Consider the following 21,930-nt stretch of genomic DNA (forward strand, 5'->3'; position numbering starts at 1 on the left):
GTTTACCTTAACGAGTAAATGGTGCCGCGAATCGGGTTATTATACCAGATGATGACCGCTGTGCCGTTGCTGCCGGCCCCGCCACCATCCGTGCCGGCTTGTCCGCCCGCCACGGAGTTGGAGCCCAAGTACGAGTTCAGGCCACTGAAGTTCGTGTACGTCAGTGTCGGCGCAACCGCGCCCGCGACAATATTACTCCACACTGACCCAGGCATGGGATCGCCATACCAGATGGCGATCCGGCCGCCGCCGCCCCCGCCGCCGCGTGTTCCGCCATCCCCGCCTTTGGCGGAGAGATTGCCATTGGTTCCGCCCGTCAGGGAGTTACAGCGAATCCAGATGCCGCCGCCGGAGCCGGCACCGTAATATCCTTGCGACGTCCCCGCCGCCGATTTGCCGTTGACGCTGATCGTGCCGTCAATTTGCGCCTTTCCGGTGAGTTCCATTCGCACCGCTCCGCCGCCGTAGGTGCCACACAAGGCGCCGATCCCGCCGCCGCTGCCCGGCGCGATCGGCGCATTGGTCGACCCGTAAACATCGCCGCCGGTGCTTCCGCCGACTCCGCCCTGTCCACCGTACCCGGCGCCGGAGGAACCGTTGCCAGACCCTATTCCTTTCCCCGGCCCCATTCCCGCCGCAAAGCCGGCGCCATCGCCGTTGATGATGCCGCCGCGGGCGATCGTCAAATTCCGGCCCCGGAAAAGCGCCGACCCGCCATTCGTATAGTGCGAAATTGGATAGATTACCGCATTGGTGGATAGCAGCATGTCGTTGGTGACGCTGACGAGGCAGCCGTAATCCGGGGTCGCCCCGTTGGTTGGTCCGCCATACACATAAAAGGTGCCGCCGTTGGTCACGATCAGGTTGCCGCCAACACTCAGCGTCATACCGGTTGAGACCGGATCACCGAACCCGAAGCGGCTCGCGGTCTGCACTTTGAAATCGTTGCTGACGCACAGGTTGAATCCGTTACCGGCAAACACGAGTTTGCACCCATCGGCCGTGAGACTGTTCACGGTCCACGCCGGCACGCCGAGATAAAGGCGGGTATCGATGAACTGGGTGCGGCTTAATGTTTCCGTGAGCAGGGCGGTATCCGGCAGGTAGAGCGTGCCCGGCTGCCCGGCGTAGCCCCGCCCGCCCTTGGCCCCTTCCGTCACGCCGAACCGGACGCCGGGATTGACGGATGGGCTCTGCGCATAGACCACGGCAATGCGCCCGCCCCCGCCCCCGCCGGCAGTGTCAGTTCCCGCGCCGCCATACGCGCGCAGCAAACCGTTCGTGCTGCCGGCGAATTGTCCGCAGACGATGGCAATCGAGCCGCCCGAGCCGCCGCCATCGCCGTTTCCAAGCCCGTTGCCCCCGTTCGCCGTGATCGTGCCGAAGCACGTGGCCGTTCCAGAGGCCTCGATACGCACGGTGCCGCCGCCGTCCCCGCCAGCGGTCGTGGCTCGCGCCCCGCCGCTCCCCGGTTCCGCAGGCGCCGAGGCCGAACCGTAAGCCGGACCGATTCCCGTCGCATTGAATGACATCTGGTCGCCGCCCCGGCCGCCATAGCCGCCGCCGCAGGAACCCGAGCCGGCGCCCGCCCCCTGGGCCGCCAGGAGATTCGTTCCCCCGCAGTAACCTCTGTAATCCGCGTTGATCGTGCCGTTGGAAGCCAGCGTGAAATTGGTGCAGACGATCCAAACGCGGTTGGACATGGCTCCGTTCGTGAAGGCCGGCGGAAGCGTCAGCACCCCGCCAGACTGAACCGTCACGTCCGAGGCGTTCAGCGCCGCGGTCCAGTTGGTGAAGAGTAGCGTCGCGTTGGTGATCAGGAAACTACTCAGGAAATCCGTCGCATCGCTCAGGACAACCGTATTGGTCACCGTCACGTCATCGCCTTGCATCGGTGGCCGTCCCAGGCTCCAGATGGCGCCATCGTTCCAGTCGCCCGCATTGGTTGTGGCAATCGCGCCCGGCGTGAACACGTAGTCCGCGATCGTCACTTGATTGCTCGCAGGCGAGCCGATCCCATACTCGCCGGGGAGCAGCGTCAGCCAGACCGTTCCGGCTCCATACCCCCACAAGGGCGTGATCGTGATGTCCGTGCTCGCCACCCCCGCCGAGAGCGTCAAACTCGTCCCTGCGGGCGAAAGGGTGTAGTCCACGTTCTGGACCGCTGTCCCGCCCCACGCATAGTACACCGTCAATGCCTCGTTCGTCGCCAAAGGAGGCCGTTGGATCCTCAACGTTCCCGGGTCGGAAGGAGGCCCGGGTGGAGTTCTCGTCGCCGCGGCGTCCGGAGTCGTCACGGTCAGGTTCCCCGCAAGGAAGTGCTCAGTGTTCGACGCCCAGGCCGCTCCATAAATGTTTGTCGCCCCATAGCGGTAATAGTAGATCGTGTCTGGCGTCAGGCTCGCCACATACGCGGGGTAAGTCCCGTTGGTCCAAGCGCTTTCCGCCCAGGTGTTCGTAGCCTTCCAGAGCCCCGAGGTCGGGGCGCCACCATCCGTGTCGCCCCAGTAGACCGACACCGTGGCGGGCGCGGAACCGGTGTCCACCAGATACGCGTTCAGGGTCGCGTTGTTTGTTGTGACGGACGTGGCCTCGCGGTTTTCGATCACGGGTGTCTTGGTATTCGAATCATACCGGATGACAACGGCGGTGCCGTTGCTGCCGGCCCCACCACCAGCCGAGCCAGTTTGACCGCCCGCCACGGAATTGGAGCCCAAGTACAGGGGTAGGCCGCTGAAGTTCGTGTAGGTCAGTGTGGACGCAACCGCGCCCGCGACAATATTACTCCACACTGACGCCGGCACGGGATCGCCATACCAGATGGCGATCCGGCCGCCGCCGCCCCCGCCGCCGCGTGTTCCGCCATCCCCGCCTTTGGCGGAGAGATTGCCATGGGTTCCGCCCGTCAGGGAGGCGCAACGAATCCAGATGCCGCCGCCGGAGCCGCCGCCGAAATAGCCCAGCGACGTCCCCGCCGCCGAATTGCCGTTGACGCTGATCGTGCCGTCGATTTGCGCCTTCCCGGTGAGTTCCATTCGCACCGCTCCGCCGCCGTAGGTGCCAAATCCGTTGCCGATCCCGCCGCCGCTGCCCGGCGCGATCGGCGCATTGGTCGACCCGTAAACGCCGCCGCCGACGATTTGGCCGAGGTTGCCGCCGACTCCGCCTTTTCCACCGTACCCGGCGCCTGAGGACCCGTTGCCAGCCCCTATTCCTTTCCCCGGTCCCATTCCAGCCGCCCAGCCAGCGCCGTCGCCGTTGATGATGCCGCCTCTGGCGATCGTCAAATTCCGGCCCCGGAAAAGCGCAGACCCGCCATTCGTATAGTGCGAAATTGGATAGATTACCGCATTGGTGGATAGCAGCATGTCGTTGGTGACGCTGACGAGGCAGCCGTAATCCGGAGACGCCCCGTTGGTTGGTCCGCTATACACATAGAAAGTGCCGCCGTTGGTCACGATCAGGCTGCCGCCAACGCTCAGCGTCATGCCGGTTGACACCGGATCGCCGAACCCAAAGCGGCTCGCAGTCTGAACCTTGAAATCGTTGCTGACGCACAGGGTGAACCCGTTACCGGCGAACACCAGCTTGCACCCATTGGCCGTGAGACTGTTCACCGTCCACACCGGCACGCCAAGATAAAGACGGGTGTCGATGAACTGGGGCTGCTTAACGTTTCCGTGAGCAGGGCGGTGTCCGGCAGGTAGAGTGTGCCCGGCTGCCCGGCGTAGCCCCGCCCACCCTTGGCCCCTTCCGTCACGCCGAACCGGACGCCGGGATTGACGGCTGGGCTCTGCGCATAGACCACGGCAATGCGCCCGCCCCCGCCCCCGCCGGCAGTGTCAGTTCCCGCGCCGCCATACGCGCGCAGCAAACCGTTCGTGCTGCCGGCGAATTGTCCGCAGACGATGGCAATCGAGCCGCCCGAGCCGCCGCCATCGCCGTTTCCAAGCCCGTTGCCCCCGTTCGCCGTGATCGTGCCGAAGCACGTGGCCGTTCCAGAGGCCTCGATACGCACGGCGCCGCCGCCGGCCCCTCCAGCGGTCGTGGCTCGCGCCCCGCCGCTCCCCGGTTCCGCGGGCACCGAGGCCGAACCGTAAGCCGGACCGATACCCGTCGCATTGAACCCCATCGGCTCGCCGCCCCGGCCGCCATAGCCGCCGCCGCAGGAACCCGATCCGGCACCCGCCCCCTGGGCCGCCAGGAGATTAGTCCAGCCGGGGCCGGTGATGTTTGTTCCCCCGCAGTAGCCTCTGTAATCCGCGTTGATCGTGCCGTTGGAAGCCAGAGTGAAATTGGTGCAGACAATCCAGACTCGGTTGGACATGGCTCCGTTCGTGAACGCCGGGGGCAGCGTCAGCACCCCGCCGGACTGAACCGTCACGTTCGAGGCGTTCAGCGCCGAGGTCCAGTTGCTGAAGACCAGCGTCGCGTTAGTGATCTGGAAACTTCTCAGGAAGTCCGTCGCATTGCTCAGGGCAACCGGATTGGTGACCGTGACGTCATCGCCTTGCATCGGCGGCCGCCCCAAGCTCCAGATCGAACCGTCGTTCCAGTCGCCCGCATTGGTCGTGACAATAACCCCGGCGCTCAACTCCAAGGTCATCAAGCCCAAAAGTAAAATAAAACCTGCTGCCTGTCGATGCGGCAGTCTGCGACCCGCCACTAGCTCCGTCTTCTTCTTAATCATAAAGCCTCTACTTTTTGATCAGCCTACGGCACAAACCTGTTTTGCTTACCTTTCTTAATGAAAGCATTCATACAGAGGAATGTCAACTTTTATTTCCTTAATTCTGGCGCTTCCGGCTTTATGGAGGGATTTTCTACTGGCTAACTTAAACAAGACTCCGGTAGGCCAATAATGAGGCCATAAATCTGCACCCTCGCCCCTTGAGGGAGAGGGCTGGGGTGAGGGGATAATGGCCGGGGACCTCATTACAAATTGCATATAGTTCCCTGTTTCGCTACTGTTCCCCCATGGTTCAACCTTTACCCAGACTTCCCCTTGGGATCAGTGATTTCGCGGTGCTCCGCGAAGAGGGCATGGATTATCTCTACGTGGATAAGACCTTGCGCCTGCTTAACCTGCTCAACGCCAGCAAATATCTTTTCCTCGCCCGCCCGCGCCGGTTCGGCAAGTCCCTCCTCTGCTCCACTATCAAATACCTTTACGAAGGCCGCCGCGAACTCTACCAGGGCCTCGACATCGAACCCCTCTGGAACTGGAGCAAAACCAATCCAGTCGTACATCTCAGCCTGACGGAAGTCAGTTCAACATCCCCGGAAAAACTCGACAGCAGTCTCCGTAAAATGCTCAATGACTACGCCATCCGCCACGCCATTTTGATCGATCAGGACGATACCCCCCGGGCATTCAGCATGCTGCTGCGAGGCCTCCATGAAATGACCGGCCGCCGCGTCGTGGTGATCGTGGATGAATACGAGAAGCCGGTACATGACCACATCAGCGATCCACCCATGGCCAAAAAAATGCGCGATGTGCTGTCCTCCTTCTACGGCTCACTCAAGGGATGCGATGCCGAGCTTGAAAAACTCTTCATCACCGGCATCGGACGAATGGTCCGCACCAGTATCTTCTCTGAACTGAACCAGATGTTGGATGTGACGCTCGCCTCTGAGGCAGCGGAACTCTGCGGGTACACCGAGGAGGAGTTACACCATGACTTCGCCTCCTTCATCTCCCGCCTGGCGCAAGCCAATACCATGACGGAGGCTCAGGCCTGGAACACCCTGCGAAGCCGCTACAATGGCTACTGGTGGGGCAAGGGCGAAAAGGTCTATAATCCCTGGGCCATTCTCAACTGTCTCCGCAGCGGCGAATTTGGCAGCTACTGGTGGGCCAGCGGCACGCCGGGCATGCTGGTCGCACTGGCCGCCACCCTCCAACGCCCGGATGGTGATTTGGAGGGAGTCAAAGCCACGGATTTGTCATTGCTCTTCGATATCACCCAGCCTGCGGCAGAGCCTCTGCTCTGGCAATCCGGTTATCTCACCGTCAAGGCCGTCAGCGGTCAGGTCTATACCCTGGGCTTCCCCAACGCCGAGGTGCGCGAGGCCTGGTTTTCAATGATGTTGGGACACTTCTGCGGCGCAAACCGATCCGTCGGGCAGACTTCCGCCTCCTTGATGCTGGACGCGCTCCGTACCGGGAACCGCCCGCAATTCGAGCAAGCGCTAATCTCCCTTTTTGCCACCATCCCTTACGACATTCAACTCAACCGCGAAGCCTACTATCACTCGGTCTTTTTTGCCGCTCTCCAGGCAGCAGGTGGAGAAATCATCGCCGAGCCCCATACCGACAAGGGCCGCGCAGACGCCGTGATCAAGACCCCCAACGCCATCTATGTGATCGAGTTCAAACTCGGTCCCGTTGCCGACGCCCTGGCCCAGATCAAGTCGCGTCGTTATTACGAACCCTACCTCGCCGATCCGCGTCCCATTATCCTGCTCGGCGCAGGTGGTTTCGAAGACAAAACTATTCAATGCCTTTGGGAAGACTTTGCTAAATCCGGTTGACTACGAATCAGAAGGTCACCGGATTTTGAAGATGGATCCCTGTCGGAGGATGTCATCGGTCGTGAGGATTTCCTGGGCATCGGGGGTGTCGTTCCCGTTCACATCATTGGTCAGTGATGAAGGATAATTGGTCCCCACATATACATTGTCCAGACAGACCGCGTTGGTCTCCTTGTTGATCAGCGAAAACGTCGAATTCGAACTCAGCGTCGGGTTGATGAAGGGAAATTCCTGCCGCACCAGGGCACCATCGAGGAAAACCCCGCAGGTCCCTTTGCTGTAATCACACAGTACACTCACCCGGAGCCACTGCCCCGTCTGCCGCGGCAGGTCGTGTTGCCACACGTCCTTCCGGCATTCCTCCCAGGTCGCCTTGGACCGGTCATAGAGGCTCAGGTAACCGTTCGTGCTCATTACGGCCATGAATGCCGCAGTCGAACGCACCGCCGTCGTGAAATCGTTCGCATCATAGGTCGGGATGACGCGAAGGTCCGTCCACACCTGCCCCGCGGCCGCATTGACCCGGTTGGAAAGGGTCTCATAGAATCCAACCGTCACCCCGTTGCTGGCGCTGACGTACGTTCCCTGCTCCACCGCCACACTGCTGTCCGACGCGCCCCATCCGCGGAAACCCAGGACATTCATCGGCGTACCCGCCGGATAGGCATCGAAGTTGTCACTATACGGCAACAGGGCCGACGCCCCTTGATTACCCCAGTTCTGATCCAGCGTGAATGAGCCGCTCAGGGTCATCCCATTGGCCGTCACGGCGCTGTTGACCAGGACCAGTCTGGCCCCGGCACTGATCGAAAGATTGCTCACGGACACCGTCGCATTGGTGATCGCCATCGTAACCGAACTCCCCAGCGTCAGGTTGGTGGCCGTCACGCCATAGCCCGAGCCCAGTACCAGTCCGCCGTTGATCGTGACATCATGCCCGGCCACCTGTCCGTTCACCACCAGTACACTTCCATTGGAAACGCTCAAATCCCCCGCCGTGATCCCCACGGCGCTGGTGATGGCCAACCCCGGACCAATGGCCAGCGTACCGTTGATGATGAAGGCGCCACCGGTGATACCTGCCAAAGCATTGGTGATGGTCACGTTTCCGCTGTATGTCCCGTTCGTCACATGGATCGTATACCTGGGTAATGCCGCCGCCACCGCCGATTGGATCGTCGTGTAAGGCTGGCTCGGACCAACATAGTTCGTTAAGGCTAGATAGCCATAGGCGATAATTTCCGCCGCATCGGGAATCCCTGCGGGGGGAACACGGGTCATCGCGAAGTTGTCGAAATAGGAACTTGCCGTATCGCCGCTCTGGGCCTGGAAATGAGAACAGGCAGTCACATTGCTCACAAACGGCAGAAGCTCCTTGATCAGGATTCCATCCAGAAAAATGGCACACTGATAGGCGGCATAGTTCTGGAACAGGGTGACACGCCCCCACTGCCCGTTTGTGTATGCCGTGATAGGCGCCCCGCGCACGGTGTTGCTCAGGGTCAGCCACCCGTTTTGCCGGTCATAGACCTGGATATAACCGGTTTGGTCCAGATACAGTTTCAACACGGTATTGCTCGATACCGTAGCATCGTTCGTGTAATTGCGAGGCTCCATCTGAACGTAAAGATCCGTCCAGACGTTCGTCATGGCTCCAGCCACCCAATTTGTCAGCGCGGTATTATGCGGCAGGATCACCGACGAGGTGTCGGCACACACCACATTCGTCTGCACCTGAACCGAGGAATCCGAGGCATCCCACCCCGCATTGGTCAGGGATTGCAACGTGGTTCCCGCGGCATAGTCGAAGTTATTGCTGAAGGGAATCGTCTGCGCCACGGGTAGGGCCAAAGCCACCATCCCTGCTCCCAGCCAGACCACCGCCCCGATCCACCGGCTCATGTTATTTTGTGACAAGTTCATAATTCCCCCGTTGTCACGTTGCTCACTCAATGATCAGGCACATACCCTGTGTCAGCAGATTGCAGGTCACCGTTGCCCCGCTGGTGCTGGTGTGGACCCGCAGGAGGTAATTCGTGCCGTTCAAGGTCTGCACCTGCGAAGCGGCCGAGAACGAGTGTGTCGTGGAGCCCGGACTGGTGCTGATGATGTTGAACGATGAGCCCGGCACGGGCGCCGTCCCGAGGTTGATGTTCAGGGTGCACCCGCCGAGATCAACAGCGCCTTGCGCCACCAAGGCGCCGTACCCACTGGTCTTGCTCAAATCGACCGAGAGGGTAGCGGTGGGGTCAAAGGTCAGGGTCCCGCTGACGGTACTCACGCCATTGGACACCAACAGCGTCCCGTTGGCCCCGATGGTCACGTTGCCGCCGCGGTAGAGCGACCCGTTCAGCAACTCCAGCCGCGTGTAGTTGGTCGCCCCCAAGCCCGTGGCGAATGTGTAGGTCTGGTCAGGCGTCGTGGCATTGGTCGCGGCGTCTAAGCGAAAGGCATTTGTCCCTGTGAACGACATCCTGGTCAGTGATGTGCCGCTCCAGTTGGTCTTCACATCCACACCGATCACGTTGCGGAACGATATCGTACCGCTATTGATGGCCACCGCACTGCTGCCGCCGGCCGCCGAAATCGCGGGTGTGTTCGTGGTAAACTGGAAGATTCCGCCGGAGTTGCTGATGACGTTGCCGACCGTGCTGCCTAAAGTCAAACTGTTGGCTTCCAAGACGCCAGCGTCGACCAGGACGGTGTTATTGCCGTTTCCGGCGGCATTACCGAAGCCCATAGCGATGCTGGTGCAATACACCATGCCGCCGTTGGTGATCGTCAGGTAATTGCCGTAATTCTGCCCGGATATCAGGCCAGCGCCAATCGTTATGGCTCCAAGATTCGTGGCTACAGAACCGCTGCCGGCAACAACCATTCCGTTGCTACAGCCAAAGCCAAAGCTGGACGGGCCGGTGCTAATTGTCACGTTACTGCCCGTACCAAACAACTTGCTCCCACCGGCAATTGTCAGCACGTTGTTGTACGCTATGCCGTGGGAGGAACCGCCAAGACCGATGTTAATGACGCCCACGTTCTTCAGCACGCTGCCAGTATCAACCCGTAGCGAATTGGTGTTTGCCGGGTTTGGGTTAGCAGGAGAATAACCAACATCAAGAATGTTCAAACCAAGATCCCACTCCGAGGCTCCGACGACAAGGGCTTGGTTTCTCGAGCAACCATATCCGACTATCGCAACGCCGCTGTTAAAAACCTTACCGGCGTTGGTGATCGTCAGGTAACTGCTGCTGCCTGCGCCATTGCCAATCGTAATCGCCCCGATATTCGTAACGACGGCTCCCCCGGTTCCGCCACCGCCATTCACCAGCAGGTAACTGCCAACGCTCGCGGAGCTACCGATCGCGAGGGTGCTGCCCCCAAAATTCCACAACGAAGGTGCCGCCGGGACGCCAAAGACAGCGGCATAGTCGCCACCGGAATGACCCAAGATGCTCACGGGTCCGCCGCTGTAGAGACTGGCGCCATTGGTGATCGTTAGATAATTGCTGTCATCGCGAAGGACGATATTGGCGGTGCCATTACCGCCAAGCGTGATTGCCCCGATATTCGTAACGACAGAACCGCCACCAGCGATCACCATCCCGTTACCGGTAGCCGACGCATTAGCGCCGCCGCCGCCAATGGCCAAATTTGTGCCCGTGCCAAACAACTGACTCCCACCGGCAATCGTCAGCAAGTTGTTGAGCGTGCCGCCGTTGCCAGTTCCAGTGCCGCTAATGCCTACCGTAATAACACCCACGTTCGTGAGCACGCTGCCCGTATCAACCCAGAGTGAATTCGTATAAGCCGGACTTGCGTTCGCCGACGAATGACCCACTTCAAGCATGTTCGAACCAAGATTCCACGTCGAGGCGCCAACGAGAAAGCCCTGGTTCATAGGGCAACCATTTCCGACTATCGCAACGCCGCTGCTAAAAACCTTGCCGGCGTTGGTGATCGTCAGGTAACTGCTGCTGCCTACGCCATTACCAATCGAAATCGCCCCGATATTCGTGACGACGGCGCCCCCGGTTCCGCCACCGCCATTCACCAGCAGGTAACTGCCGACGCTCCCGGAGCTACCGATCGCGAGGGCGCTGCCCCCAAAATCCCACAATGAAGGCGCCGCCGGAACGCCAAAAACAGAGGCATAGTCGCCTCCGGTCCGGCCCAAGATTCCCACGAGGCCGCCGCTGTAAAGACTGGCGCCATTGGTGATCGTTAGATAATTACCATGATCGACGCCCGAGGGGGCGCCATTACCGCCAAGCGTGATCGCCCCGATATTCGTAACGATGGAACCGCTGCCAACGATCACCATTCCGTTGCTGATGGCCGCCGCATAAGTACCGCCGCCGCCAATAGCCAAATTTGTACCTGTGCCAAACAACTGACTCCCACCGGCAATCGTCAGCAAGTTACTGCGCGTGCTACCGTTGCTACTTCCAGTGCCGCTAATGCCTATTTTAATGACACCCACGTTCGTGAGCACGCTGCCCGAATCAACCCAGAGTGAATTCATGGAGGACGGACTTCCGTTCCCCGACGAATAACCCATTTCAAGCACGTTCGAAGCAAAATTCCACAGCCCGCCTGTGCCGGCAATCAGGGCGCGGATATTGTTGGCGGCTTGGGCGATGGAAAAGGTGTTGGTTGTAAACAGGTTGCCGCCGCTGTTGAGATAGACCACGCCGTTGGTGCCGGTCCAGGCGAGGCTGTTGACGTTGGTCAGAACGCCGTTATTATCAATCTGCAGACGACCGCCGTTGCCCAAGTTGACGGTGGACGCAGTCAGCGTCGCGTTGGTCAGGACTAACCACGCCTGCCCCGCTGCGTTGGCATTGTTGACCGACAGCACACTCAGGGATTGACCAAGCGTGGCGTTGAGAATACAGGTGTAGGTGGCGGCCGTGCTCGTGTTGAGATTGGCGGTTTCGCCCACACCGCTACCGGGGTAGCTCGCGGCATTCCAATTGGCAGAGCTGGTCCAAAAGCCGCTGGCATTGTTAGCGGTGTTGGTCCATGTGGCGGTAGCTCCTTGGGTCGATGAGAACCCCAAAAATCCAACCAGCGTCACCAGCAAGAAAGTTAACTTCGTCTTCTTCTTAATCATAAAGCCTCCCCTTATTGATCAGCCTGCAGCACACATCCACTTTGCTTACTTTTCTTTATGAAAGCATTCATGTGAAGAAATGTCAACTTTATTATTTCCTGAATTCTGGTGCTTCCGGCTTTATGGAGGGATTTTCTACTGGCTAACTTAAACAAGACTCCGGCAGGCCAATAATGGGCCACTAAATCTGCACCCTCGCCCCTTGAGGGAGAGGGCTGGGGTGAGGGGATAATGGCCGGGGACCTCATTACAAATTGCATATAGTTCCCTGTTTCGCTACTGTTCCCCCATGGTTCAACCTTTACCCAGACTTCCCCTTGGGATCAGTGATTTCGCGGTGCTCCGCGAAGAGGGCATGGATTATCTCTACGTGGATAAGACCTTGCGCCTGCTTAACCTGCTCAACGCCAGCAAATATCTTTTCCTCGCCCGCCCGCGCCGGTTCGGCAAGTCCCTCCTCTGCTCCACTATCAAATACCTTTACGAAGGCCGCCGCGAACTCTACCAGGGCCTCGACATCGAACCCCTCTGGAACTGGAGCAAAACCAATCCAGTCGTACATCTCAGCCTGACGGAAGTCAGTTCAACATCCCCGGAAAAACTCGACAGCAGTCTCCGTAAAATGCTCAATGACTACGCCATCCGCCACGCCATTTTGATCGATCAGGACGATACCCCCCGGGCATTCAGTATGCTGCTGCGAGGCCTCCATGAAATGACCGGCCGCCGCGTCGTGGTGATTGTGGACGAATACGAGAAACCGGTGCATGACCACATCACCGATCTTCCCATGGCGAAAAAAATGCGCGATGTGCTGTCCTCCTTTTACGGCTCACTCAAAGGGTGCGATGCGCAACTCGAAAAACTCTTCATCACCGGCATCGGTCGCATGGTGCGTACCAGCATCTTCTCCGAACTGAACCAGATGAAGGATGTGACCCTTCTCCCGACAGCGGCGGAAATCTGCGGTTATACCGAGTCGGAATTGCACCGCGACTTTGCCCCCTTCATCTCTCGTCTGGCACAGGCCAACGCCATGACGCAGGAACAGGCCTGGCTCACCTTGCGAAACCGCTACAACGGCTACTGGTGGGGGGAGGGCGAAAAGGTCTACAATCCCTGGGCGATCCTCAACTGCGTTGACATCTGCAAATTCAACAATTTCTGGTGGGCCAGCGGCACGCCGGGCATGCTGGTCGCACTGGCCGCCACCCTCCAACGCCCGGATGGTGATTTGGAGGGAATCAAAGCCACGGATTTGTCATTGCTCTTCGATATCACCCAGCCCAAACCCGAGCCCCTGCTCTGGCAATCCGGTTATTTGACTGTTAAAGACTTCAGTGAAGGAGTTTTTACCTTGGGCTTCCCTAATGCCGAGGTCAAGGAAGCGTGGTTCAGCATGATGCTCGGGCACTTCTGCGGACCCAACGGACCCGACGGCTCCACGGCTGCCGCCGTAATGCTGGCGGCGCTCCGCACCGGAAACCGCCCGCAATTCGAGCAAGCGCTAATCTCCCTTTTTGCCACCATCCCTTACGACATTCAACTCAACCGCGAAGCCTACTATCACTCGGTCTTTTTTACCGCTCTCCAGGCAGCAGGTGGAGAAATCATCGCCGAATCGCACTCCGATAAAGGCCGCGCCGACGCCGTGATCAAGACCCCCAACGCCATCTACGTCATCGAGTTCAAACTCGGTCCCGTTGCCGACGCCCTGGCCCAGATCAAAACGCGTCGTTATTACGAACCCTACCTCGCCGATCCGCGCCCCATCATCCTGCTCGGCGCAGGTGGTTTCGAAGACAAAACCATTCAATGCCTCTGGGAAGACTTTGCTAAATCCGGCTGAAAATGAAATCTTCCGAGAATTCCAAAAAGAATATTGCATCCAGCGCACCGCTCCGTCAGTACGTTCGCCCCTCCATGCGCATGGTCGCTGAAAAAGCCGGAGTGGCCATGGCCACCGTATCAGGCATCCTCAGCAATCGTTCTGACTGCTACGCATCCGAAGAAACCCGGCAGCGCGTCAAAGCCATGTGCCTCGAACTTGGTTATCGTCCATCCATCATGGCGCGCGCCCTGCATGGCAAACCGACGGCTACCGTGGGGCTCTTAGTACCCTACATTCACTCCGCCGAGATTGTCGCTCGCGAGATGGCCAGTTTTGAGAGGGGTGCCAACGCCCAAGGCTCCATGGTAATACTGACCTCCTCGCAAAACGATCCGGCCCAGGAAGATCGCATGCTCATCGAACTGGTGGATCGTTATGTGGATGGCATCGCCATCTACCCGACGGAACAGGGATCCCATCAAGAACTTCGGCGCCTGGTCATGCGCGGCTTCCCCATTGTGACCTTCGATGCCGCCGAGCGCTTGCCCTTCAAAACCGACGATGTGAGCGCCTGCCAGTTTGAGGGTGGGTGCATGCAGGCTCGACACCTTCTGGATATTGGACGGCGCAGGGCCTGCGTCATAACCAGCTCCGGGAATATCTACGTGAACACGCGAAAGCTCGCCGGACTGGAGCAGACGCTCGCCAAGGCCGGCTGTCCACCTGTCAAACGAATGGAAATCCCCATTGTGGACGATCGCGGGGGTTACCGCAACGAGACGCCGGATACCCTGCGCCACCTTCTTGGCGAGTGCGATGCGCTGGTCGCACCCGGCGACCTGCTGGCGCTGACAGCCCTGCACATGGCGCTTAACCTGGGGATACGGGTCCCCGCCGATCTTGCGATCATCGGGTACAATGACATGTCCTTTGTCAATCTCACGAATCCACCGCTGACCACCATTCACGATCCCGCTGAAGAAATGGGAAGCCAGGCCTTCGAGCTTCTCCAACAACGCATCAATGGAACCGCCGGCAACAAACCGCGCAGGATCGAAATCATGCCGACGCTTCACATCCGCGGTTCCACTGTAGCAGTCTGAAAACGGGAAGGAGCCAGGGTCACATCGGAAGGAGCCAGGTCACATCGTAACATTTTACATCCTAACCATTTTGATCACTTTCCCTGACAGTCGAGCCAAAGTCTTGTCGCGCTTGCAGGCAGCCCCCCGTAGCCATTCAGCACGTCGATGCGGCTATCCAAATCCTGGTCAATGAAAGCGCCTTGAAAGTGGCTGGGTTCGACTCCCTGAACCTGGGAAATCAAATATGGCGAGAAATATTTATAACGCAAGTTGCTTGCGTGTAGTGACTTAAGACAAGTCCAGCCGGCTGGACTGGCGGATCGGATTCAGCCGCAAGCGATTCAGGGACCTGTTTGCGATCCCTGGCCCATCCCCGTCATCGCCCATTGGAAGCCCCGCCCGCACGTAGGCGCGGGCCTTTTGCGGCATATCAGTCGGTCTCTGCCGTCGAGACTTTTTAAGCAAGAGGTTACGATGTGACCCCGGCACCCTGTTAACGTGTACTGAAGCCGGTCGTAAATTCAAGTTCGGCGGGGCCCGGGTGTCGTTGATCCGTCTTCCCGTCCCCCAGTACAAGAAGCGTTCCCTGCGGGAATGTGACGGAAAGTCGTTGTCCTGCGATCTGAACCCGGATCGGACCCTGAGGCGTCGGGACTTCGGCACAGGCCCATTCAAGTCCGGATACAGCCGGCTTCAGGGTAAATTCCGCCCAGCCGCACTTGAGCGGACGCAAGCCGAACAACTCCGCCGAGAGGAGCGGCAACGGACCGCTGCTCCAGGCGTGACACAGGCTCTTGGCAAAAGGCCGGCCGTAAAAGGCATAGCGCTCCGGCTCAGGGATTGCCACCTCATGAGCCTCCCAGAACGTGGACGCCCCCGCGTCCAGCATGCTGCCCCAATAATCGCGGATCATCGCCAGCATGGCCTCATGCTCCCCACATGCCGCTAACGCACGCGCCTCAAAAAACATCATGTAGGGGGTACCGACCGGAGCCACCGCCTTGTTCAACAAAACATTGCGAAGAACATCCGGCCGCTGTTCAAGGGTACACACACCCGAAAGAACGGCCAGCGCGTTGCATTGACGTCCAAAATGCACGTCCGTTTTCTCCGGTTCGACATTATCCAGAAAGAGCTTCCGGCCGGAATCCCAGAAGAACGCGCGACAGGTAGTCCTGAGCTCATCCGCCTGCCGGGCAAACTCACTGGCCGCCGTTTCATGGCCGACTGCACGGTGCAGATCCGCAGCGGCGTCCAGGGCCATCACATGCAGGAAATTGAGGAACGAGCAAACCCCTCCGGTATGCACATCCGCCCAGTCCACGTAAATCCAGCTAAACCGGTCCGAAGGCAACAGGCACCGGTTATCCGTCTTTTTCCTGATCGCCGCCATCAGTTTGCCGCAATAGGGCAGCAGGCTCTGCAGGAAGGCGCTATCACCACAATGCAGGGCATGGTCACGGGCCGCCATGATCCAGAAAAGACTGTAGGTGATCGTGCCGTTGATATCGGCCTCTTCCGGATCTTCCCCCATTAGTGCGGAGAGCGAATATTCGGAGATGGGCGTCTCGAAAAAGGATTGATAGTTACCCAGATTACAGACAAACAGATCCCCCACCCAGGGTAACCGGTCGCGCTTCAAGCCATCCACGAAAACCAACTGCATGCAGGCGCGTAGCGTATAGGCCGCATGCATCCAGATGGACGTCAGGCGTTGATCTGAGCAGGCGAAAGCGCCTTGATAGCGTGTGGGATAAACGGAGGCCAAGGCCTGGGCTGACGTGATCTGGACGCCGGGAGTATGGCCCAATCGCAGATACCGGAATGCCAGTTTCGTTTCGCTCCTGAATTCGCCTTCGCCCGCAACCGGCAACACTGGCACGACCTGCTCCCGGACGTCATCGCACGGATTCAAGGCCTCGACCTTACTCTCCCCGACATAGACCGCTATGGGCCCCTCGCCTTGGGCGCTCACGGCAACCCGGGCGAGTAATTGGAGGCCGGCATCATAGAGTCCGTCTTCATCCACATCCAACACCACAGGCAGTTCAGGCAGTGTTTCCTGATGAGGAAAGCGGCGGTCACCCTCAAACGGAAAACACCGCGGAGCGTGCCACTTCAAATCATCCACGCTGACCTTCCAATCCTGATCAGATTGAAGAGACGGCGCCGCAAGCAGGAACGTGGGCGGGCCCCCATTGGCGACCACACGGATTTGGATAGTGTTCTCGCCCGGCACCAGATACGGCGCCAGGTCCAGCGTGAATTTCTGCGGTTCCCCGGAGGTGTTCGTCAGCAACACAACCCGGGAATCGGTCTTCAGATAGAGACTGCCATTGAAATACAGGGTACAGGGAACCGAGGCCGGCACGGATGCCAACGTGAATCTCCGGCGGGCATAGAGGGTGGGTTGGACCGTTCGATACCGTCCCGGATGATAAATATTTACACAGGTTGTAAAGGCCTCACGCCGCGTACGGTCCAACAGCCACGCCTCAAGATTCCCCGGCGTATAGAGCCAGAGCGGTCCCCCGCTCTTCTCAGACCAAAGACTCAGCCCCGTTTTGTCCGGACGACACTCCTTGACTGAATAGGCCGGATCTATCACACAGGGTTCAGATAACACAAACGGATCTATTTTCATATCATCGCCCTTCGTGTGAAAAACCATTATCGCGCCCCCGGCCCCATGAGGATCGCGCCAGCAGCACCTTTGCCGGTACGGGGAGTGCCGCAAAAATCCTGAAATTGCGGACCCGCAAACTGCCAAGCATAAAGCTCGCCAATGGTCGTCCGCGCATCCGCCAGGGTTCCGCGTGCCATGCGCAGAAAGTCCAGCGTCACCGCGAGGTGACGGCCCGATGGTGTTCCGCCCACATGGAGGTCGGCGCTATTGGCCAATGACCCCTGCAACGCGGAACCGGCGGCGGCGGCGTCCTCTTTCCCGTCCACATAGGCCTTGAGCATCCCTGTCGCATGATCGGCCTCCACTATCAGGTGATGCCACTGACCATCGTTCAGGCGGGTGCGGGTGACGAGGTTGCGGGCATCAGAGTTGTAGCGCAGCGTGAGATCGGCCTTGCCCTGTTCATTGATGACAAGCGAATACCCTGATCCGGCCAGTTTCTCAACGAGCACGCCGTGGGCTTCGGGCCCGGTGCGGAAGTACGCCTCAATCAGGAAACTCGAGTCAGCAATCTGGGGATCGAAATCCATCGACGGATCTACGCGGTCCACCTTCACCGGGGCATTCTTGAGTGTCAGGTATTGATCCCGTCCGTTGAGATGCAACGCACCCCGGGTCCAGTCTTCCAAGGGGCCATCGACATAATCCTCTTTCCCGACGTTCTTCCCGATAAGCGGGAAGGTCGGCGCCTTGTAATAGGCGTCCCGGTGACCGAACTGGGAGGTCATAAACCAATGCTCGTCAACGACCAGCGCAGGATCTTTTTCGTTACAGGTGAAGTTCCATTCGCCCACCATGGCATACAGTCCCCACGGCACGAAAACCCGTACGCCGCGGCCGGCCACGGCCGAATTGCCGACCGGACGGAAGTCGAGTTTCGCCGGGTCGCGCAGCAGCGGCGTGTCGGCAAGGATGCCGGCCGTGGAACTCATCGCCCCGTTGGTCGCCAAGGCTCTGGAGAACGCGGTGACATCCGCATAGTCACCGCCCTGGGATTCAAATACCGCGACTTTCCCTGTGATGTCGAACAGCACGTTGTTGGCATACGCCATCGTGGAATAGTCGAACGCCTCCACCTTCTGGCCGGCATCGCGGGTATTGGGATCCACCCCTTCTTTGTCACTGTGCCGGAACACCATTTGCGAAATGTTTTCGAATACATTGGCCAGGTATTTATTACGCCCGGCCTGGGGGGCCTGGCGCCGCGACCCTTGCTGGAACCGGAACGCCGTGTTATGGAAGAAGGTGTTCTGGTAAGAGATGATCTCCTGGAATGCCGATGTGTTTGCCGTGGCTTTAGGGTCGCCGGCCAGGGCGTTGTTCTTGCCCCAGGCAATATTGTTGAAATGGTAGTTCTTGAACGCCCCATCCAGATAGTAGGCATGCCCGAAGGTGCGCCCGCCCCAGTTCATCATCCCAACGGGGTTCCGCGAGACGTTGTCAAACACGTAGAAGGGACCGCCCTGCCAGGTTTCAATACCGCCCCAGTCATTCGCCATCATTAATGAATCGACGACCTTGTTATGATGGATCAGAATGCGTGACAGGGGAACCTCATATCCGGCCTCACTCGCTTTGCCCCCAAAAATAAAAAGCCCCGACCCGCCGCAACGCTCCACCACATTGCCCGCAATCTCGGCAACTTCGGGATATTCCACCGCGAGCGCCATCTGGCCATTTGGACGAAGGGGTCGAAAGCCGATGTCCTCAAGATGGTTGCGCAAGATGCTCAGGTTACCGAGCGAACCCGGCTTGCTCTTTTGCCCCCACCCCGTGCCATCGGCCACCTCAAGTCCCCCGTGATCGGTATGGGCGATGGCATTATCAAGAATGGTGACGTTATCGATCCGGTCCTTTGCCCCGCGGACCTTGATGCGGATCCCCTTGGCCATATACTCAAACGTGCAGTTCCGGATGACGATATCCGACCCGGACCCAACCATCCGGAAACCCGCCGTATCCACATCGCCCGCGAAGGGTCGTGCGCCGAGATCCCAGAGAAGATTGCCGAACCGGAAGGCCAACCCGCTGATCGTGATATGACTCATCTCGGTGCCGTCAATGAGGGTGCGATGCCGGGCCGCTTCGATGGTCACCGTCCGGGGATCCGCATCCCCCGGTAGACGGACATAGAGCCGCCCCCCAGTGCCTTGTTTATCGAACCAGAATTCGCCAGGCTGGTCCAGATAGTGAGGCTTGTCCTCAAGCCAGTAACGATGACCGGTTTTGAGACCGTCGCCGGAATCGCCAAGCCAGGGGCCCTGGAAGGCAATCGCCTTCTTCACGGGGTCGAACGCCTCGACGCGGGTTGCATAGGGAGCCCCCATGACAATTCCCCATTCACTCCAGACGGTGGCGCCCTCGTAATGCGAAGCGTCAGCGGTCAAATTCTTCGTATCCGCCCCGAGGTTGGCTTTGGTCTTACCGATGGTGACACGGTACTTGTTGCCCGGCCGCCACCAGTCCGGATTCTCCCAGCGCCAGCAGTCCTTGAGGATATTGTCCTGGCTGGCGCCATCCCAGTTGGGCGTGCGGGCCAGTTTCAGCCGGGTAACGCTCCCCGTCGGGTCCACCATGCACACGAGGCGCGGCGCGAACGGCAGGTCAGCAACCCAGACCTTGTCGCGCTCGGGCATGTTCTCGTGCCCTCCCTGCCGCCACCCCGTCACAGCCTCGGAACCGTAGAGTGCCGCCTCGCCCCCACCCCACTGCGGGTCACTGGTCAGGCGAACCGGAGTTCCGGGCGTGCCGGCCGTTCCCGGCGGAACACTGAGCGCCCCACGGTAGATCGTCCCGCGTTTGAAAACATAGGTATCGACACCGGCCGCAGCTTTGGCCTGCGCGGCGGCATTCTGGTCCCAGGGATGATGCTTCCAGGCCTGGTCCTTGGTCGTCCCGGCACGAGTGTCGTCGCCCGCCTCAAAGTCGACATAGCGCACGGAAGCGCCCTGCTCGAAGACAAAGGGCCGGGGCGCCCATTCCAGATCCCCCGTCGGCTTGACCGTGGCGTGCGGCTCCTGCCAGGAGTAAGGGTTCGCGGCAAAAGTTGTCAAGACCAACCCTGAGAAGATAGCAGACGTTACGAACGGGGAACGATACGACCACATATAAACCTCCATTTAGTAAAGGGCTATACTACGCACTCATGAAGGCCTCAGCAATGAATAGTCCTACTGAAGCCGTTAACCGGGCGCAGGACAAATTTCTGATAAAGCCTGAAAATACCTTGTTTTCACGCAAACCTATATATTCAGACGCATATACCTACAGCAAGAAAATGCAAAGAGATTTTCACACCCGCTGCGCTCAAGTCGCGAAGCACGCCAAGAATGCTTCACCACTAATGGGGAAATGAAGAAATCTTAATCCGGACAAAGAACTCCAAAATGTTGCGGCATTATTAATTCGGGGTGCTCGGTCTATTGGGTTACACGGGAACGCGGTGTGGTCTTCCCCGAATTAACAATCCCGCAACGGTTGTTCGGGGGACATTAAAGAATCATAGAGGGATCAAGCCCTTAAGCTTCCGCATTTCCCCTGATGTCCGGGGAAAACCCGTTTGGCGATTTTTCGTGGCTGGCTATTTAAAGGGGACCCTCCCGTGCCCAAAGCGCGCCAAGCCAGACATGACAAATCGCCAAACATTTTCGGGGTGCTTGGATTTCTTCATTTCCCCATTAGTGGTGAATCCCTTCTCTGCCCTTTAAGTTGCTCTGCTTAGGTTGACGCGTATGCGGGAGCGAAACAAACGCCACATTTCCCTCCCCCCTTTGCGATCTTCGCGACTTGAGCGCAGCGGGTGTTCAAATGTTTTTGATTTGGAAGAAATTTGTCATGCGCCCCCATTAACCGGAGAATGCCTACCGTTGAGTGATCACGGTACGGGACTGGTATTCAGTAAGACCGATCATGAAGTCCTGATAAAGTGGCTGGTCATCGGTGCCGCGAATATCCAAATCCTGGTCAATGAAAGCGCCTTGAAAGTGGCCTGGCTCGACTCCCTGAACCTGGAAAATCAAATATGGCGAGAAAAAATTATATCGTAAGTTGCTTGCATGTAGTGACTTAAGACAAGTCCAGCTGGCTGGACTGGCGGACCGGATTCAGCCGCAAGCGATTCAGGGACCTGTTTGCGATACCTTGCCCATCCCCGTCATCGCCCATTGGAAGCCCCGCCCGCACGTAGGCGCGGGCCTTTTGCAGCCTTTTGCGGCATATCAGTCGGTCTCTGTCGTCGCAGCGCGGTCATGCTATCATCTAATCTCGGGAATCCCCTGAAAGCCCACGTGTACGTGTGCACGGGCTTTTTATCGTCGCCCCCAGCAACCAAGACAACGGTTGTATTGATGTTGCAACATAGGACTTCGTCGCGTAGGACAATAGATTCTGCTGAAAAAGCCTATATTGAATCAACGTTCAGTCCACAGATTTTTTATAGAACGCTCCCGTTTTGCCTTGGCAAGGTGGCGTTCGCCGTCCCTGGCGAACGATTTGCACCTATTAGGGAACTTTACAGGCCCTCAGCCGCCGAGGACGTCGGCTGCCACCTGTGCTTCGCGCTCGTCCCCCTTTTGACCTGGTAAGGTGGCGTTCGCCGTCCCTGGCGAACGATTTGCACTTATCAGGGAACTTTACAGGCCCTCAGCCGCCGAGGACGTCGGCTGCCACCTGTGCTTCG

At 58.8% G+C, this 21,930-nt stretch carries 9 protein-coding genes; 3 read left to right on the forward strand and 6 right to left on the reverse strand.

From position 1 onward, the window contains the following. Positions 1-2: 2 nt before the first annotated feature. Both WCS52_17195 and WCS52_17200 read right to left on the reverse strand, forming a co-directional pair. Positions 3-3,617 carry a hypothetical protein gene (locus tag WCS52_17195; protein ID MEI6168920.1) on the reverse strand — a complete coding sequence of 1,205 codons (3,615 nt, stop codon included), beginning with the start codon at positions 3,615-3,617 and terminating at the stop codon, positions 3-5. Further along, positions 3,614-4,690, reverse strand: a complete 1,077-nt coding sequence (locus WCS52_17200) for a hypothetical protein (GenBank protein ID MEI6168921.1) — start codon at positions 4,688-4,690, stop codon at positions 3,614-3,616. The genes WCS52_17195 and WCS52_17200 overlap by 4 nt, the downstream gene beginning before the upstream one ends. A 287-nt stretch (positions 4,691-4,977) precedes the next feature. On the opposite strand from WCS52_17200, the gene WCS52_17205 reads away from it, so the two are divergent. Next, on the forward strand, positions 4,978-6,537 hold the full coding sequence (locus tag WCS52_17205) for an AAA family ATPase (GenBank protein ID MEI6168922.1): 1,560 nt from the start codon (positions 4,978-4,980) through the stop codon (positions 6,535-6,537). Positions 6,538-6,552: 15 nt separating this feature from the next. Here WCS52_17205 and WCS52_17210 read toward each other — a convergent pair whose 3' ends face one another. Both WCS52_17210 and WCS52_17215 read right to left on the reverse strand, forming a co-directional pair. Beyond that, positions 6,553-8,460, reverse strand: a complete 1,908-nt coding sequence (locus WCS52_17210) for a hypothetical protein (GenBank protein MEI6168923.1) — start codon at positions 8,458-8,460, stop codon at positions 6,553-6,555. Between the two features lie 22 nt (positions 8,461-8,482). Continuing rightward, positions 8,483-11,650: a hypothetical protein gene (locus WCS52_17215; protein ID MEI6168924.1), complete on the reverse strand. Its 3,168-nt coding sequence runs from the start codon at positions 11,648-11,650 to the stop codon at positions 8,483-8,485. 289 nt (positions 11,651-11,939) lie between these two features. On the opposite strand from WCS52_17215, the gene WCS52_17220 reads away from it, so the two are divergent. Beyond that, a complete protein-coding gene (locus WCS52_17220; GenBank protein MEI6168925.1) occupies positions 11,940-13,499 on the forward strand; it encodes an AAA family ATPase in 1,560 nt (519 codons plus the stop codon). A 2-nt stretch (positions 13,500-13,501) separates the two neighbouring features. Further along, positions 13,502-14,584, forward strand: a complete 1,083-nt coding sequence (locus tag WCS52_17225; GenBank protein ID MEI6168926.1) for a LacI family DNA-binding transcriptional regulator — start codon at positions 13,502-13,504, stop codon at positions 14,582-14,584. 475 nt (positions 14,585-15,059) lie between these two features. Here the strand turns inward: WCS52_17225 and WCS52_17230 are convergent, their stop codons facing one another. After that, on the reverse strand, positions 15,060-17,210 hold the full coding sequence (locus WCS52_17230; protein MEI6168927.1) for an alpha-L-rhamnosidase C-terminal domain-containing protein: 2,151 nt from the start codon (positions 17,208-17,210) through the stop codon (positions 15,060-15,062). Positions 17,211-17,236: 26 nt separating this feature from the next. Continuing rightward, entirely contained in the window at positions 17,237-20,359 is a 3,123-nt protein-coding gene (locus tag WCS52_17235) for a LamG-like jellyroll fold domain-containing protein (protein MEI6168928.1), read from the reverse strand. Positions 20,360-21,930: the final 1,571 nt, after the last annotated feature.

It is taken from the genome of bacterium, assembly GCA_037128595.1.
Taxonomy (GTDB): domain Bacteria; phylum Verrucomicrobiota; class Kiritimatiellia; order CAIKKV01; family CAITUY01; genus JAABPW01.